The sequence below is a fragment of the Enterobacter sp. RHBSTW-00901 genome (assembly GCF_014103115.1).
Lineage (GTDB): Bacteria > Pseudomonadota > Gammaproteobacteria > Enterobacterales > Enterobacteriaceae > Enterobacter > Enterobacter cloacae_P.
In genome coordinates this window covers 314,504-329,195 of the sequence record NZ_JABXPB010000001.1, presented here as the reverse complement: position 1 = coordinate 329,195, position 14,692 = coordinate 314,504, and the positions used below count along the sequence as shown (strand labels likewise).

The 14,692-nt window shown below is 49.3% G+C and carries 16 protein-coding genes and 2 pseudogenes; 9 read left to right on the top strand and 9 right to left on the bottom strand.

The window, feature by feature from the left end:
- Nucleotides 1–269: 269 nt before the first annotated feature.
- Together HV318_RS01755 and HV318_RS01750 are read left to right on the top strand one after the other, a co-directional pair.
- Complete coding sequence (locus tag HV318_RS01755; RefSeq protein WP_182274504.1) at nucleotides 270–1,475, top strand: serine hydrolase domain-containing protein; 1,206 nt, start codon at nucleotides 270–272, stop codon at nucleotides 1,473–1,475.
- A 167-nt stretch (nucleotides 1,476–1,642) separates the two neighbouring features.
- Nucleotides 1,643–1,912, top strand: coding sequence for a hypothetical protein (locus HV318_RS01750; RefSeq protein ID WP_182271273.1), 270 nt, complete (start codon nucleotides 1,643–1,645; stop codon nucleotides 1,910–1,912).
- Nucleotides 1,913–1,971: 59 nt separating this feature from the next.
- On the opposite strand, the gene HV318_RS01745 is transcribed toward HV318_RS01750, so the two are convergent.
- Nucleotides 1,972–2,838 carry an aldo/keto reductase family oxidoreductase gene (locus HV318_RS01745; RefSeq protein ID WP_182271272.1) on the bottom strand — a complete coding sequence of 289 codons (867 nt, stop codon included), beginning with the start codon at nucleotides 2,836–2,838 and terminating at the stop codon, nucleotides 1,972–1,974.
- Between the two features lie 141 nt (nucleotides 2,839–2,979).
- On the opposite strand from HV318_RS01745, the gene tcp reads away from it, so the two are divergent.
- Nucleotides 2,980–4,644 carry a methyl-accepting chemotaxis citrate transducer gene (tcp, locus tag HV318_RS01740; protein ID WP_182271271.1) on the top strand — a complete coding sequence of 555 codons (1,665 nt, stop codon included), beginning with the start codon at nucleotides 2,980–2,982 and terminating at the stop codon, nucleotides 4,642–4,644.
- A gap of 40 nt (nucleotides 4,645–4,684) precedes the next feature.
- On the opposite strand, the gene smrA is transcribed toward tcp, so the two are convergent.
- The 5 genes from smrA to HV318_RS01715 all read right to left on the bottom strand — a co-directional run bounded on the left by smrA (nucleotide 4,685) and on the right by HV318_RS01715 (nucleotide 10,680).
- The gene (gene smrA, locus HV318_RS01735) at nucleotides 4,685–5,248 is read right to left on the bottom strand and encodes a DNA endonuclease SmrA (protein WP_182271270.1); all 564 of its coding nucleotides are present in this window, start codon (nucleotides 5,246–5,248) and stop codon (nucleotides 4,685–4,687) included.
- A 586-nt stretch (nucleotides 5,249–5,834) separates the two neighbouring features.
- Nucleotides 5,835–6,827 (bottom strand): fimbrial protein, encoded by a 993-nt coding sequence (locus HV318_RS01730; RefSeq protein ID WP_182271269.1) that lies wholly within the window; start codon nucleotides 6,825–6,827, stop codon nucleotides 5,835–5,837.
- Nucleotides 6,824–9,328, bottom strand: coding sequence for a fimbria/pilus outer membrane usher protein (locus tag HV318_RS01725; protein ID WP_182271268.1), 2,505 nt, complete (start codon nucleotides 9,326–9,328; stop codon nucleotides 6,824–6,826). Before HV318_RS01725 ends, HV318_RS01730 begins: the two co-directional genes overlap by 4 nt.
- A gap of 39 nt (nucleotides 9,329–9,367) precedes the next feature.
- The gene (locus tag HV318_RS01720) at nucleotides 9,368–10,078 is read right to left on the bottom strand and encodes a fimbrial biogenesis chaperone (RefSeq protein WP_182271267.1); all 711 of its coding nucleotides are present in this window, start codon (nucleotides 10,076–10,078) and stop codon (nucleotides 9,368–9,370) included.
- Between the two features lie 59 nt (nucleotides 10,079–10,137).
- Complete coding sequence (locus HV318_RS01715) at nucleotides 10,138–10,680, bottom strand: fimbrial protein (RefSeq protein WP_182271266.1); 543 nt, start codon at nucleotides 10,678–10,680, stop codon at nucleotides 10,138–10,140.
- A 332-nt stretch (nucleotides 10,681–11,012) separates the two neighbouring features.
- Between HV318_RS01715 and HV318_RS24135 the strand changes: the two genes are divergently transcribed.
- The 4 genes and pseudogenes from HV318_RS24135 to fnr all read left to right on the top strand — a co-directional run bounded on the left by HV318_RS24135 (nucleotide 11,013) and on the right by fnr (nucleotide 12,778).
- Nucleotides 11,013–11,150: a hypothetical protein gene (locus HV318_RS24135; protein WP_524537217.1), complete on the top strand. Its 138-nt coding sequence runs from the start codon at nucleotides 11,013–11,015 to the stop codon at nucleotides 11,148–11,150.
- A pseudogene (locus tag HV318_RS01710) lies at nucleotides 11,131–11,316 on the top strand (AbgT family transporter); the annotation flags it as partial. The gene HV318_RS24135 and the pseudogene HV318_RS01710, both read left to right, overlap by 20 nt.
- Before the next feature lie 10 nt (nucleotides 11,317–11,326).
- The gene (gene ogt, locus HV318_RS01705) at nucleotides 11,327–11,842 is read left to right on the top strand and encodes a methylated-DNA--[protein]-cysteine S-methyltransferase (RefSeq protein ID WP_182271264.1); all 516 of its coding nucleotides are present in this window, start codon (nucleotides 11,327–11,329) and stop codon (nucleotides 11,840–11,842) included.
- 183 nt (nucleotides 11,843–12,025) lie between these two features.
- On the top strand, nucleotides 12,026–12,778 hold the full coding sequence (gene fnr, locus HV318_RS01700; RefSeq protein ID WP_182271263.1) for a fumarate/nitrate reduction transcriptional regulator Fnr: 753 nt from the start codon (nucleotides 12,026–12,028) through the stop codon (nucleotides 12,776–12,778).
- Between the two features lie 153 nt (nucleotides 12,779–12,931).
- Here fnr and HV318_RS01695 read toward each other — a convergent pair whose 3' ends face one another.
- The 3 genes from HV318_RS01695 to HV318_RS01685 all read right to left on the bottom strand — a co-directional run bounded on the left by HV318_RS01695 (nucleotide 12,932) and on the right by HV318_RS01685 (nucleotide 13,686).
- Nucleotides 12,932–13,105 carry a hypothetical protein gene (locus HV318_RS01695; RefSeq protein WP_182271262.1) on the bottom strand — a complete coding sequence of 58 codons (174 nt, stop codon included), beginning with the start codon at nucleotides 13,103–13,105 and terminating at the stop codon, nucleotides 12,932–12,934.
- 63 nt (nucleotides 13,106–13,168) lie between these two features.
- Nucleotides 13,169–13,456, bottom strand: coding sequence for a hypothetical protein (locus HV318_RS01690; protein ID WP_182274503.1), 288 nt, complete (start codon nucleotides 13,454–13,456; stop codon nucleotides 13,169–13,171).
- A gap of 74 nt (nucleotides 13,457–13,530) precedes the next feature.
- Complete coding sequence (locus tag HV318_RS01685; protein ID WP_182271261.1) at nucleotides 13,531–13,686, bottom strand: hypothetical protein; 156 nt, start codon at nucleotides 13,684–13,686, stop codon at nucleotides 13,531–13,533.
- 173 nt (nucleotides 13,687–13,859) lie between these two features.
- Between HV318_RS01685 and HV318_RS01680 the strand changes: the two genes are divergently transcribed.
- Complete coding sequence (locus tag HV318_RS01680) at nucleotides 13,860–14,168, top strand: hypothetical protein (protein ID WP_182271260.1); 309 nt, start codon at nucleotides 13,860–13,862, stop codon at nucleotides 14,166–14,168.
- 239 nt (nucleotides 14,169–14,407) lie between these two features.
- A pseudogene (locus tag HV318_RS01675) lies at nucleotides 14,408–14,680 on the top strand (site-specific integrase); the annotation flags it as partial.
- Nucleotides 14,681–14,692: the final 12 nt, after the last annotated feature.

Genomic DNA, 14,692 nt, shown 5'->3' with positions numbered 1-14,692 from the left:
GTGGTGAAAGGTATCCATCGCAATGCTAAATCTGTCTCCTTCGATAACATCGAAATCGCTGCGTTACCGCTTTGTTTTCCCAAACCCAAACTTTCTGCGCGTGCCAGGGTTCAGTCGTAGTGATATTCACCGCCGGTATTCCTGGCAAGAAGTATGCCGGATAAATCACGGTGACACCAACATGGCGACCAAAACGTATAAATATTGCGTTTAAGCAGGCTAAGTGTGATACATTCCTGGCGCGCCAATGACCACCACACATGACGGATATGCAGAACATCACTCAACAATTTCGCTGGCTTCTGCTTGTTATCCCGTCACTCAGCGGTTGCGGCACGCTCTCGCAAATGTCCTCCCCGGCAGGTACTCAGGAACTCCTCACCCATGAATCGCTGGATGGCGACGTTGATAGCGTGGTGCGTCACTATATGGCACAAAAATCCGTCCCCGGGATGACGGTCGCGGTGATCCATAATCGCAGCTCACCGCAGTTTTACACCTGGGGTGTAACCGATGCAGTCCATCGCTACCCGGTGAGACCCGATACCCTGTTTGCCCTCGGTTCGCTCAGCAAAGGGATTACGGCGGAAGTAGTGGCTTGTCTGGTGAAGGAAGGGCGACTGAGCTGGGACGATAACCTGGCGACATTGCTACCACCGGGTACGCCGCTTAGCGCGGATGCACAAAAAATTACCCTACTGGAACTGGTGACCCACAGCTCCGGCCTGCCACGGCAGAATATGGATGTTCCAATGCTGGGGAAATTCATCAGCTATTTAAGCAGTGGTGATAATTTTTATGGCGAGCTGGACAGCGATAACGTGCTGCGTTATCTCGCCAACTGGCGCGCGCCGAAGCATAAAATACCGCAATATTCCAATACCGGCTACGCCCTGATCGGCTATATCCTGAAACATAAAACCGGCGAAGATATTCAGAGTTTAGCCTCGCGCTATATTTTTCGACCGCTGCAAATGTCAAACAGTAGCTTTACTCCCCAGAAGTTAAATGGTTACCCACAGCGTGCGCTTGGCCACGCTGGCGATCAGCCTAAATTTATCCCGCGCGGGCAGTTAACTCCGGACTGGCATTTTTCCAACAACATGGTGGCGGCAGCGAGTTTATACAGTAACGCCGAAGATCTGGCCGCCTATGCCCGTTATCACGTGTCGACGACCAACAATAGCTTACTGGATAGCGTCTTTGCCGAAGTCCGTAATACCAATATTCAACGCCCCGACGGTGTACAGGGTATTGCCTGGACCACCGACTTTATCGGTCTGGAAAAAATTACTTATCAGGTAGGTTATATTGGCGGTTACTCCAGCTTTATCGGTTTTGATAAAGAAAGAGGCAATGCCGTGGTGGTGCTACAAAATACGTTTAACTGGAGCAATTATATTGGCATCGCGCTATTGATGGATATGGCGAAAAACGACAGCCTTATCCCTGGCAACCGTTTCGCGAAAAATTAGACGTCTTTAACTCTTTTAGCGGCAATATCTCACACTGGCGGCCCCTCTGCGCGCTGATGTTCCGTCTTTCCTGCACCGTTCATTCCAGATTTTCTGCAAATCACATGCATTTTTGAATCAGAATGAATATATTATTCCTGTTGTATCCTTCTCTTTCAGGAGCCTTTATGCCGGATTACTGTTTTTTCCAAAAAGATAAGCAAATCATTGTGCTAGAGAGAACAGACGTCAACAATGCCTCTCAGTTGCTGGAGCAGGGTTTTGAAAAGCAATTTGAGGAGGTTAGCGCCATGAATGAAGAAAGTGCGCTTACCCGTTTTGCAGATATTCGTAAAAATAATCAAATAGATCGCAGCAACTTTCTGGCAGGTGCCGGAACGATGCCACTAATAGGCGTGCTGAGGGCTGCAGCAACCGCTCTGTTTCAGAAAAAATAGCACACGATAATCTCTGCCATGCCACCGGCAAATACGCCGGTGGCAACATCTCACTCAGGTTAATCCACCAGCACATTCAGTTCATCAATCGCCTCTGGCGGTAATTCCAGATCTGCCGCTGCCAGATTTTGCCGCAGATGCGCCACGGAAGATGTCCCTGGGATCAGCAGGATATTGGGCGAACGTTGCAGTAACCACGCCAGCGCGACCTGCATCGCCGTTGCGCCCAGCGAATCGGCGACCACCTGTAACCCGGAAGATTGCAATGGCGTAAAACCGCCCAGCGGGAAGAACGGTACATACGCAATACCCTGCCGTGCCAGCGTATCCACCAGCGCATCGTCACCACGGTTCACAATGTTGTACATGTTTTGCACGCACACCACGGGCACCATCTTTTGCGCTTCCTCAACCTGGGTGGCCGTGACGTTACTCAACCCAATATGGCGAATCAGCCCCTGTTGCTGTAGCTCCGCAAGCGTGGTCAGGGGTTCGGTAATCGATCCCTCCGCTGGCCCGTGAGCACTAAACATAATGCGCAGGTTAACCACGTCCAGCACATCCAGCTTCAGGTTACGCAGGTTGTCATGCACCGCCTGCGTCAGCTCCTGCGCGGAAAATGCAGGCAGCCATGAGGCATCCTCACCACGGCGGGCACCAATTTTAGTCACGATAGTCAGATCGTCCCGGTATGGATGGAGCGCCTCACGGATAAGCTGGTTGGTAACATGAGGGCCGTAAAAATCGCTGGTATCAATGTGATTCACCCCGGCAGCCACCACCTCGCGGAGCACCTCCAGTGCGGTATGTTTGTCCTTTGGCGGGCCAAACACTCCCGGTCCGGCGAGCTGCATCGCACCATAGCCTACTCGTTTAACCGTTCGCGTCCCAAGCGTATACGCGCCGCTTTTATCAATGCTGCTCATGTTGACCTTCCTCATAAAAATGATCCGGATTTACAACAGGTTCCGCTATGGAACCATTAGTTAAGCAATAGTTAAATTAAAGTTTAATTTCTCTACGACGATAGTAGTTATGTAACCCTGCATCTCTAACGGACGACTGCTATGCTGAAAAATCTGCACGTGATTACCGGTATTATCTTTGCCCTCACCATATTCTGTCTGCTGCAAGTTGTCACGGGAGGGTTGTTCTACTCCGCCGTCAGCAACGATCGTCATAACTTCCAGAACTCCGGGATACTTAATGCCCAGCAGGAAAGCCTGAGCGACAGCGTGAACACGCTGGTGAAAACACGCGTCACCGTCACGCGCGTGGCGATCCGCTACCTGAAAAACCAGCGTGACCCGGCTTCCCTTGCGGCGATCAACAAACTGCTGGGTACCGCGAGTGATTCACTGGGCAAAGCTGAAGCGTATTACAACACCTGGCAAAAAATGCCGCAGGTTAACGGTCAAAACGCAGCGTTAACGGAAGAGATGCAAAAATCCTGGAGCCAGATGCACGAAGTGATGCGCCTGTCGATTGAGTATCTGCGTGCCGACAACTATCAGGCCTATGGCGATCTGGATGCCCAACAGGCACAGGACGATATGGAAGCGGTCTACAACCGCTGGCGCGCGGAGAACAACACGTTGCTCAAGGCTGCGACAGAAGAGAACCAGAGTAGCTTTACCCATATGCAATGGACACTGGCAGGCATTTTCCTGGCCGTGATTGTCGTGCTGGTGGTGATCTGGCAGGGCCTGCAACACCTGCTGTTAAAACCGCTGAAAGTCATTATGAACCATATTCGTACCATTGCAGGCGGTGATCTGACACATGACATTGCCCTGGGGAGCCGTAACGAAATGGGCCAGTTGGCTGTCGGCCTGCATGAAATGCAGCAATCGCTGGTGAGCACGGTCAGCGCCGTACGTGGCAGCACCGATTCCATCTACACTGGTGCAGGTGAAATTGCCGCCGGGAGCAATGACCTCTCCGCCCGCACCGAACAGCAGGCCGCTTCGCTGGAAGAGACTGCCGCCAGCATGGAAGAGTTAACCGCCACGGTCAAACAGAACTCCGACAACGCCCGTCAGGCCACGTTGCTGGCGAAAAATGCATCGGAAACCGCTGCCCGCGGTGGTCACGTGGTGGATAACGTTGTCCGTACCATGACCGAGATTGCCGACAGCTCGCAGCAAATCGCGCACATTACCGGCGTGATTGACAGTATTGCCTTCCAGACCAACATTCTGGCCCTCAACGCTGCGGTAGAAGCGGCCCGCGCAGGGGAACAGGGGCGTGGGTTTGCGGTGGTTGCAGGTGAAGTACGCACGCTGGCCAGCCGCAGCGCGCAGGCGGCAAAAGAGATCAAAGGGCTTATTGATAACTCCGTCAGCCGGGTCAATACCGGTTCTGACCAGGTCAGTGAAGCGGGCGCAACCATGAAAGAGATTGTCGCAGCCGTTACCCGTGTGACCGATATTATGGGTGAGATTTCATCCGCATCCGATGAGCAGAGTCGCGGTATTGAACAGGTGAGTCTTGCGGTTTCGCAGATGGACAGCGTCACACAGCAAAACGCCGCGCTGGTACAAGAGTCCGCTACGGCGGCAGCGGCGCTGGAAGATCAGTCCGAGCAGCTTCGCCTGGCTGTGGCAGCATTTCGTCTGAACGGAAAAGAAAAAGCTGCCGCACCTCGCCCGACAAATGTAAAAACGCCACAGCTATTGCGCCCGGCAACGGCAAGTACACATTCCACCGACAGCAACTGGGAAACCTTCTGAGTCTGACGCGGGCGATCGCATCGCCCGCAATCATCATTCATTAGCGGCTGCGCTTGGCGTGACGTTCCCAGTTATCTTGTTTTGCTTCATCAGATTTTCGTAGTGAGACATAACATGCCCCGCTACCACCGTGGTGGGGCTGCGCCACACAAAAAGCGAGAACATCGTCGAACTCGGGTAACCAGCGTGCCAGATAGCTGCGTACCACATTGGGGTGTGAGTTCTGCTCGCGCCCCTTTCCATGAATGATAACCAGATTGCGTAATCCGTCACGTCCGGCCTGGCGGATAAAAGCAAACAGCATCTGACGGCAGCGCTCTGCAGGCTGATGTAACAGGTTTAAGCTGGCCTGGCGGGAGTATTTACCTGAGCGTAGTTTATCAATAACGCCCTGCTGAACCCCTTCCCGCTGAAACGCCAGCGGCTCCTCAAGCGGCAGAAGTTCCAGAAACCCCAGCGTTAAGAAGTTATCGAGTTGCTCGGTATCCACCTCCTGACGCACCCGCGTGTTACGGCTCTGTTGCCAGTGAATATCCGTGCAGCGCTTCAGAGGCTGGACATCCTCTACGGCATCAAGAAAAAGTGATTTGTCGTCAGGGCTCATGGAAATCCTCCGGCTACATCTGAGCCTGTACTATACCTGTGCCGGACGTGGGCCTCAATAACAGGTACCTCTGCAGAGGGGTTGCACAAATATTAACCTGATGAATATATAAAATAATCAGGATTAATATTTAAACCAAACTTAACTAAAATTTCAGCAGGCATTAAATGGGAGAATTTAAGTTAAAATTTCGTGAAATCAATCACTCTGCGCCCTTTCATTTTGAAGAAAAGCTGTTATAACTTATTAAACCTACCTCAGGAATAAAACATGTGGGACCCGTAAAGGACGTACTGCTGTGTGTACTATAGAGTCTGCCTGATGTCGGGCAGACTCCGTTTTTTTATTATTTAAATCTTACGCTAATATTATTTTTCTGCCCTCTCTTCTGAACCGTGTTATTAACAATTCAGTGAGCGATGGCTAAACATCTCTTCTGGCTGCTTATAATAACTGCCCCGCGGAGCAGAGTGAGATCACGCGTGCTTTTTAACCAAAAGAACGCTTCGTAACACGTTAGAAAACGCATAAGAAGGTTATGAAACAGAGGGAGATACATGGCCTGGCTGTCGACAGGCCGAATGACTTAACGGTAGTATATTTCAAACGTCGCCACCGCGTTGACATCACCACCTTTCACGGTGCCTGTCTGTATATAGCGTGCTTTTAGCGGAATAGAAACCGACTGATTTTTTGTCGTTTGCGCCGCCGCCTCATATTCAGTGTCAAATTGCACCACCGTGTTGTTACTATCCAGAATCTGAATCCCTACGCCTTCTGCCGCGCCGGATCCGCTCGCAATGCTCAGGATATTGTTATTGCTGACGCCGGTAGAGCCTGAAGTGGTAAATTTATAATCCACTTTAATCCCGGCTTCGCATTTATCTAACTGAATACGAAAACTATCATCCGAAACCACCGCCGAAAGCTTATTGTCAAAATCATCCGTCGAAATGGGCATTAATGGTACGGTGATATTCTTTTCGGCCAATGTACACGTATTCGCCTGCACATTAACACTGGACGCGCTAAAACGTAATTTGCCAACAACCAGATTGTCGTATTTCCAGTCGGCTACCAGTCGGGAAGTATCTAATGTGCCAGAAGATACTGGGCCAGTCACCACAACCTGTATCGCCGCATTGAGTGTAAAGTTATACCCCATAGCACCCACCGTCGAAGTGCCTTTATGCCAGGGCGTCAGCAGGTTGCCGGGATCGAGAGCACCTCCGTCATTTGCCCACCCCGAACGGATACCTATTCCGGGGACATTCGTCGCATAAGTATTTGCCGCTGGCGCATTCGTCACATGATCGGCATCAGTTAACACCGTATACCCTTGATAAATATCACCAATTGCATTGCAGCGCAAATAAACGTTAGGCATCGTTATATCTTGCGAATACAGGATTGTGCCAATCGCTGCATCGCTATTCACGACTAACGGGGGAATAGAAAAATCAGCGTCAGAAATTACCCCTGTGTAGACTTCACAGATAGCCCACGCCGATTGACTAAACCAGGCACCTATTACCCACACTATATGATAAAGATAAAATGCCGATTTTCTCTTTTTCATGATTCATCCCTGAATGATTGACACGTCGTCGCAATAAGCAGGATTCGAGCGCTAGCCTCTTCAGGTACCTGCACCTGTCCTTCACATTGCGTATCTGGTGAGTTTCCCCACAGCACGGAAAACGACTGTGCCCCTTTCAAACCGGTAACATACACTTCGCCATCGTCCCCGACGATGGACGTCGTCCCCGCCATGCTTAATATCGCGCCAAACGGCACAAAACCCTGACCACGTTTAAGCGTCAGCAACACCCGTTTGCCGCTCCGTGCGGTGAAATTGGCCGCCACTGCCGCGCCTTTGGTCGGCACGACATCCAGAGAAGGCTCCTGAATATCCAGATCGCTACGCTCCTGCGTGTTGACCACCACCGAATTATGGCGATAGTTGGTTAATGTCGGCACTATTGCATTGCCCCAGCGGTCGGTATAAATCCCTTGCCCACCCTGAATTTTGACATTCGCGCCATCGTTAATATGCACCACAGCAAAGGCATCCTGCAGTGAGCGCCCCAGCGTGATCCCGTTAGGATGAGCGACAATTGACCCTTGCGCGCTGTAGTTCCACTGACGGTTATCCCCCTGATAGCTATAACCAGAACTGAACTCCCCGACAGAGGCACGGTAACGACCTGAAAGATAGCCGCCATAGCCAATATTATTATCGGTATAGCTCTGCTGCAGGTTATAGCTCAGATTATTGTCCGCCAGCGCCGTCCCGTTGATCCCTACCTGATGCGATGTATTGCTATTCTTCGAGCTGTTCAGGTTATAGGTTGCCCAGGCATCGGGTAGCCAACGAGAAAGAGGAATATTCAACGTTAAAGAGAGCTGATGGTCGTCATCCGTTGAGGGCGTTTTCGTCAGGCTATAGTTGATTGACCAGTTGGTGCCTGCCCAGGTCGTGCTATATCCCATGCTTACACTCCGCTCATGCCCCTCCATATACCAGTAATCTTGTTGGTAGGCATTCATATACACGGACCCCCACTCCCCAACCGACTGTGATAAATTCACCTGCAAACGACTGCGACGGTTATTGGTGTTCCGATAGCTGTAAATGCTGTCATCATCGTCATACTGTTTGTTGTCGCGTCGGTCGATCGCCTCCTGGAAGGTGTAGAACCCGGAAGTTGAATAGCGGTAGCTCGCCAGTGTCACCGTGGTGTTGGTAATGGGGAAATCCTTTGCATACTGCGCACGCCATGATAGCCCTTGCGAGTCGCCCTCATCGCCTAATGACGCTTTCGCCGCAGTCACATCCATTGAGACAGAGCCTAAGTTGTGTAAATCCGCACCGATCCCCACAAGGCCCGAGCGATACATTGATGCGCCGAGTAAACCACTGTAGACGGTAATGCCGTAAGGCAGGCCGTAAATCACCGTCACCTGTGCAAAGTCCGGCTCCTCGCCACCATCGACATCGCGGTAACGTCCCGCCGCGATGCTGTATTTCAGCGCCCCTTCACGCTGCAGTACCGGTACGGACGAACTGGCCTGAATAAAACTATGCTCTGAACCATCGGCTTCCTGAACGGTAACCTCCAGATCCGCGCCAGCGGTTACCTGACTTAAATCACGGATCTCAAAAGGCCCGGAGGAAACATAGGTCTGGTAAATAGTGTAACCATTTTGCTTGATCGTCACCTTCGCGTCGCTGTTCGCAATACCGCGCACCACAGGCGCAAAACCCTGCTGACTACTGGGCAACATACTGATGTCGGTTTCTATCTTCGCGCCTGTCATCTGCACGCTGTCGAACAACTCGCCGTCGGTATAAGTCTGGCCCAACTCAAACTGGCTTTTCAGCGCTTTAATATCGCGCTGTAACACGGTGCTGATTGACTCCCAGCCATTGCTATTTTCCCAGGTACTGTTGTTACGCAGCCGCCACGGCCCTATATTCAGACCAGAGTTCGCACTCATCCATTGCGAATTATCCGTATTACTGCCGTTTTTTTGGCGAGAACCGGAAATATAGTAACTCGACCATAGCACCGGCATACCCTCATCCCACTCTTGCGGGTCCACTTCACCCACTGCGGCGACATTACGATAAATTTGCGGAATGCGTAAATGCAGGGTTTGCGTATCAGGACTAAAATCATAGCTGGCTTCGGGAAGATAATCGGCGATATCCCCGATGACGTCATTATCCGCGAACGAAGCGAATGTTTTGACCGTATCGACTTTCACACCAAACTGGCGCAATTCACCTTTGGTGAGTTGTGGAATTAATTTCTTTTTATCCGGCGATAAAACATACGTCAGATTTTTTTTGGCAATCTTATCTTGATCCCAGATAATACTTGTCAGATAACGCCCTGGCGTCAGACCATTATTTTTCAAATAGGATTCAATGGCACCAGTATTTTCAAGCGGAGAATCGGTTTCCAGAACGCTAAGATTGAAATAGTCCTCAGCGAATACTGAGCTACAGACTGAATATAAACTGAATACAATAGCATTCAGGACCCATGTTCGAACTGGTCGCGATGCAGGCATGATAAAATTCTCTTATTAAATTCCATTTATTTCATCCAATTACAATGACTGCTTATGAGATACTGTTTCTGTGCCAAAATCGTTGATGGCAGTCCACTCAGCATTGCCGGTACTACCCGCTAATAAAGTAAAATGCTGTTCACTTAATGGTGCCACCATCATACTGATAGCCGATGGTGTGTTTTTTTCATCCGACGGAACAACGGCTTTGCCACCTACAGTCAACTGACCAAACGTGATATAATAAGGTGTTGGGTTTTTCGCTATCAGTTGATTACCCTGGCGGTGAAACTGGATTTTTTCCCAGGCGGTTTTCGCATCGTAACCATTTAATTTTCCTGGACGCCAAAACAGCTTAACGCGTGTTTTTATGGCAAACTGTAATGTGTTTTTATTTTTCAGTGATTCTGGAATAGCCGATACTGATTTCACATTTACCAGGAAGATCGATTCGCGATCCTGTGGTAACGCGCTGCCGTTACCGGTATAGACCACATGTAATAATGTTTGACGCCCCTCTTCTAGCTTATAAATCGGAGGTGTAATAACGAAGGGGGCTTTGCTGTCATCAACATTGCTCACCCAACTTTGAACTAAATAGCGTTCATCGTTATCTTTATTTTTTAAAGATATCTGGACTTCTGCCTGATCGGCAGGATAGATAACCCGGGTGCCACCGAGCACAACACCAGCCTGGGCCGAACTGGCGAATAAAATAACACCAGCAATGGCTGCAATATTCCACTTCATAAATGGTTCCCGGTCATCAGGAATATCTGACTGGATATCAGCCAGATACTTACAATACTTTAACGATAAAGCAGCGTATAAGTTGCCTGCGCGGTATAATCACCGGCAGTCGGTTTAACCGACCCTACCTGTACGACCTTCGCCGTATAAGTGAAGGTCGCCGCTCCGGTGCCTTTCACGGTTTTATCCGATGTTGATGCAGGCTCTGAATTGTCAAACAGAACATCGGCCCCCGCCCAGTTAACCAGACGGACCCCCACATTAGTGGCGACTCCTGTTGTTTTCAGCACGCTCGTCTTACTGGTGACGGTTGTACCATTAAACTTCAGATTGATTTTGTCGATATTGGTATCACAACCCGTCAACGCAATATCGAATGTTTGGGAATCGCCAACAGAATCATCAGCAGTAAATGCCGAAGGATAGACGTCTTTAAACGTAACGGTACCGTTAGCGTCCGTACTGTTTACGGTGACATCACAAGTATCGTCAATAATCTTCCCGTTAAAAGTGACTGTCCCCGTATCTGTTGCGAAAGCGGATGACATGCCCCCCGCGAGCAGACCGCCAATAAACAACGCGCAAAGCGACTTTTTACACATAATGCATTCCTTATTTATGTTTATTCATCACCAGATAAATGTTTTTATTAACGAAAGGGAAGTAAAGAAAAACAGCAAGCAACCACGCAGATAAAATTTTCCGAGCCCTATACTCACCATAGAAAATCAGACTGTTTTCTCATGCCTCATTCGATTTATTAATATTAAATTAATATGCCACCACTCATGATGCGGCACAATTTAAATATAATTAAACGTCAATTAAATTATATTAAATTTAAAAAAATTAATATAAAAATAAAATACGCAAAGTATCTGAACAGAGCAAGATTGATCAGGGACATGGCCGCATTGAAGTCCATCAATCGTACGTGCTTGACAGTTCAGAACTGGAAGGTGATTTTCCACGCTGGAAAAGCCTGAAAGGTGTTGTCCTGATTGAAGATTTTCGTCCTGAAAAAGGTCAGATTGCGTTCCTGTTGCCGGGTACCCTTCCCGATAATTTTTAGTTTAGGTTTCCTGCAACACGATAAACCCGAAGCAAAACGGGGTACCTACTATTCGCTGCTCTTGCCCTATCCGCTTATCTTTTTAGGGGTATGGCTGATAATGCAGGTGACATGGTATCTTGTCGGCCTGCCGACTGGACCGGGGATATACCCGGGGCTGCACTAAAGGAACATTGATGCTGAGATTACTCGAAGACAAAATTGCGACGCCGCTTGGGCCGCTGTGGGTTATCGCGGACGAGCAGTTCAGCCTGCGCGCTGTCGAATGGGAAGAGCACAGCAACCGCATGGAAGAGCTGCTCGATATTCATTATCGTACTCAGGGCTATGAGCGCATCAGCGCCACCAATCCGGGTGGACTGAGCGATAAGCTCACGGCGTATTTTGAGGGCGACCTCAGCATCATCGACACCCTGCCAACCGCCACGGCGGGAACCCCCTTCCAGCGTGAGGTATGGCAGGCACTGCGCAGCATTCCCTGCGGGCATGTCATGCACTATGGCCAGCTCGCCGAGCAGTTAGGTCGCGCAGGTGCGGCGCGCGCGGTGGGTGCCGCGAATGGTTCCAACCCCGTCAGTATCGTCGTGCCCTGCCATCGCGTTATTGGCCGTAACGGCACCATGACGGGCTATGCCGGTGGCGTGCAGCGGAAAGAGTGGTTGCTGCGCCACGAAGGGTATCTTCTGCTGTAGACTCCAGGCTTTTTGTGCTTAATTTTCTTCCAGTTAGGCTAAAAATCCATAATCAAGCTGTGGAATTTCAAGAAGATGGCAACACGTTGTCGTCTCTTGTTCTTATTGGTGGTTTGTCAGGCTTACGTACTTACCAAAAAGATGTTAAAATTGACTAATATCAATTAAGGCTTGAGCAAACCTATGATCCCAGAAAAGCGAATTATACGACGCATTCAGTCTGGCGGTTGTGCTATCCATTGTCAGGATTGCAGCATCAGCCAGCTCTGTATCCCGTTTACCCTGAATGAGCATGAACTCGATCAGCTTGATAATATCATCGAGCGCAAAAAGCCTATTCAGAAAGGGCAGACGCTGTTTAAAGCGGGAGACGAACTGAAATCGCTCTATGCTATCCGTTCTGGCACCATTAAAAGCTACACCATCACTGAACAAGGTGATGAGCAAATCACCGGCTTCCATCTGGCGGGCGACCTGGTCGGCTTTGACGCCATCGGTACTGGCCATCACCCGAGCTTTGCTCAGGCGCTGGAAACCTCAATGGTTTGCGAGATCCCGTTTGAAACGCTGGATGACCTGTCCGGAAAAATGCCTAACCTGCGCCAGCAGATGATGCGTTTGATGAGCGGTGAGATCAAAGGCGATCAGGACATGATCCTGCTGCTTTCCAAAAAGAATGCAGAAGAGCGACTGGCTGCGTTTATCTATAACCTCTCCCGCCGTTTCGCCGAGCGTGGTTTCTCCCCGCGTGAGTTCCGCCTGACCATGACGCGTGGCGATATTGGTAACTACCTGGGCCTGACCGTTGAAACCATCAGCCGTCTGCTGGGTCGTTTCCAGAAAAGCGGCATGCTGGCCGTTAAAGGTAAATACATCACCATCGAAAACGGTGAAGCGCTGGCGGTACTCGCCGGAAACTCCCGCAACGTGGCATAAAACCACCGCATGACTGATGCCAGATTGATAAATTTCAGTAATTTATTGATCTGGCTTTTTTATCCATCAATATTCAATAAATTATTGTAATATCAACGACATGATAAATCCATTACCAGACAATAGCGGAGTATATCAGTTCATTTAACACCCCTAAAACCACGCCCATTTTTCGTAGCTCCCCCGCCTCTCTCCAGTTTCACAATTCCCGGATTCGTCGCAGCAATTAAGCACGACATAATCGTAAAACTCACCTGCCAGCGCATCGTTGAAGACATTGTTCAGGTGTTTCTTAGCCTGGCTGATGCCCTTCACTTTAATGCCCATGGTTATCTCCAGGCAATAAAAAAACCCCGCTGGAGCGAGGTTGGGTATCATTTAAAAGCTGAATCAAAAAGGGAGCATTGCGCGGATTTCAGTGTGCCAATGATGAAAGGCAGGTAGGTCATCTAAAAACCAGAAGCCTAATCCAGACACTGCAGCGCTCATCATCATTTGAGCAATAACGTTGAACCAGTATTCACCAGGTTTAGTGTCTTTGCGGATATATTCCTTTCGCATCGTCCCCTTGAAGGTTTTGGTGTAGACACCTCGTCGCAAAAAGATAATCGATTGAACAAACATAAAGGGGCAGGTCAGAAAAATTGCACATACCGTGAACCAATATTGAAATCCCATCACCTGTCATTCCCGTTAATTTTTGGGTCATTATTACACAGGTTTGTCAGATTCCCGTCAGAATGGCGTAATGATCAGCCGCCGAGCACCATGAACAGGCCGACACTATTACCGGCGCTGATCGGCAGGATCATCTTCGCGATGCACTCGTCATACCCAACACCATCGGGGCATGGGATAGCGTTCCACTGCTCGGGGCTGTAGGCAGCACCAGTGGTTATTTTTTCCATGCGATGTATGCTCTCACCTCGCTGAGCACGGGTGCTGTGTTGAGAAATAAAAAAGGTCGCCAATTGGCAACCCTAAGAAAAAACCTGCAGAGCGAGTCCATAAAAAAATTTGATTAAATCTCCTGCTAAACAGGCCGATAAGATCGCTATCTAAACTATCACGAGGAAATTTTATGGCTATTAAACATGCAGGCATTTGCGGTCATTGCCGTGAGACTGTTAGCCCATTCATCATCGAAGAAAACACTTTCCAGCGTGATAAATGTGAGTGCCCGGAATGTCATGGGATTCTTTATGCTTGCCGGACACCTGGCTGCGATGATTATGCTAAAGGCGGAAAAGCATACGATGAAGAATTATGTCCTGGATGCACAAAGGCAATAGCTGAAAACGCTGGAACAATTGTAAAATCTATTGCTGGTGTGGCTCTTACGATCGGCACAACAGTTGCTACAAACCACTTCACTGACAAGAAGAAATAATAATATCAAGCGATCGTAAAACTAATCCATAAATGAAAAGCCCAAGGCGTTGACCTCGGGCTTGAATTCTTTGTGTCGACAATCAAAGCTATGGACGACGATATTATATTTACATGAAATGTATGCTGTTTAATTGACCTTTGCAATGCCCTGCTGCAAAAAGGTCGCCTTTTGTTGTGATCGTGTTCTCATAGTGCAGGAAAGTGGGTTACTTTTCCAAAAACGCTATATCCTATGGATGGAAGCAGGGTTTACGCCGAGCGGGAATTCGCGAACGTCACCCATACCAGTCCAGGCATACTTATGCATGCTGGTCTCTTTCGGCAGGGGCCAACCCTTCCTTTATTGCTACTCAAATGGGTCATGAGGATTTCAGGAGGGTTTACGTAGTTTATGCCAAATGGATCGGCGATATGGACAAGGACCAGGTGACTATCATAACCAACAGAATTACGACCGGTTTGCCCCCATCACGCCCCCAGAGCGTTACGAACACGAAGAAATGCCTTTGAAATCAGTGCAAC

Bases quoted from the DNA above. Each gene is read 5' to 3' on its own strand.
- HV318_RS01755 (WP_182274504.1), top strand. From the start codon at position 270: ATGCAGAACATCACTCAACAATTTCGCTGGCTTCTGCTTGTTATCCCG.
- HV318_RS01750 (WP_182271273.1), top strand. From the start codon at position 1,643: ATGCCGGATTACTGTTTTTTCCAAAAAGATAAGCAAATCATTGTGCTA.
- HV318_RS01745 (WP_182271272.1), bottom strand. From the start codon at position 2,838: ATGAGCAGCATTGATAAAAGCGGCGCGTATACGCTTGGGACGCGAACG.
- tcp (WP_182271271.1), top strand. From the start codon at position 2,980: ATGCTGAAAAATCTGCACGTGATTACCGGTATTATCTTTGCCCTCACC.
- smrA (WP_182271270.1), bottom strand. From the start codon at position 5,248: ATGAGCCCTGACGACAAATCACTTTTTCTTGATGCCGTAGAGGATGTC.
- HV318_RS01730 (WP_182271269.1), bottom strand. From the start codon at position 6,827: ATGAAAAAGAGAAAATCGGCATTTTATCTTTATCATATAGTGTGGGTA.
- HV318_RS01725 (WP_182271268.1), bottom strand. From the start codon at position 9,328: ATGCCTGCATCGCGACCAGTTCGAACATGGGTCCTGAATGCTATTGTA.
- HV318_RS01720 (WP_182271267.1), bottom strand. From the start codon at position 10,078: ATGAAGTGGAATATTGCAGCCATTGCTGGTGTTATTTTATTCGCCAGT.
- HV318_RS01715 (WP_182271266.1), bottom strand. From the start codon at position 10,680: ATGTGTAAAAAGTCGCTTTGCGCGTTGTTTATTGGCGGTCTGCTCGCG.
- ogt (WP_182271264.1), top strand. From the start codon at position 11,327: ATGCTGAGATTACTCGAAGACAAAATTGCGACGCCGCTTGGGCCGCTG.
- fnr (WP_182271263.1), top strand. From the start codon at position 12,026: ATGATCCCAGAAAAGCGAATTATACGACGCATTCAGTCTGGCGGTTGT.
- HV318_RS01695 (WP_182271262.1), bottom strand. From the start codon at position 13,105: ATGGGCATTAAAGTGAAGGGCATCAGCCAGGCTAAGAAACACCTGAAC.
- HV318_RS01690 (WP_182274503.1), bottom strand. From the start codon at position 13,456: ATGGGATTTCAATATTGGTTCACGGTATGTGCAATTTTTCTGACCTGC.
- HV318_RS01685 (WP_182271261.1), bottom strand. From the start codon at position 13,686: ATGGAAAAAATAACCACTGGTGCTGCCTACAGCCCCGAGCAGTGGAAC.
- HV318_RS01680 (WP_182271260.1), top strand. From the start codon at position 13,860: ATGGCTATTAAACATGCAGGCATTTGCGGTCATTGCCGTGAGACTGTT.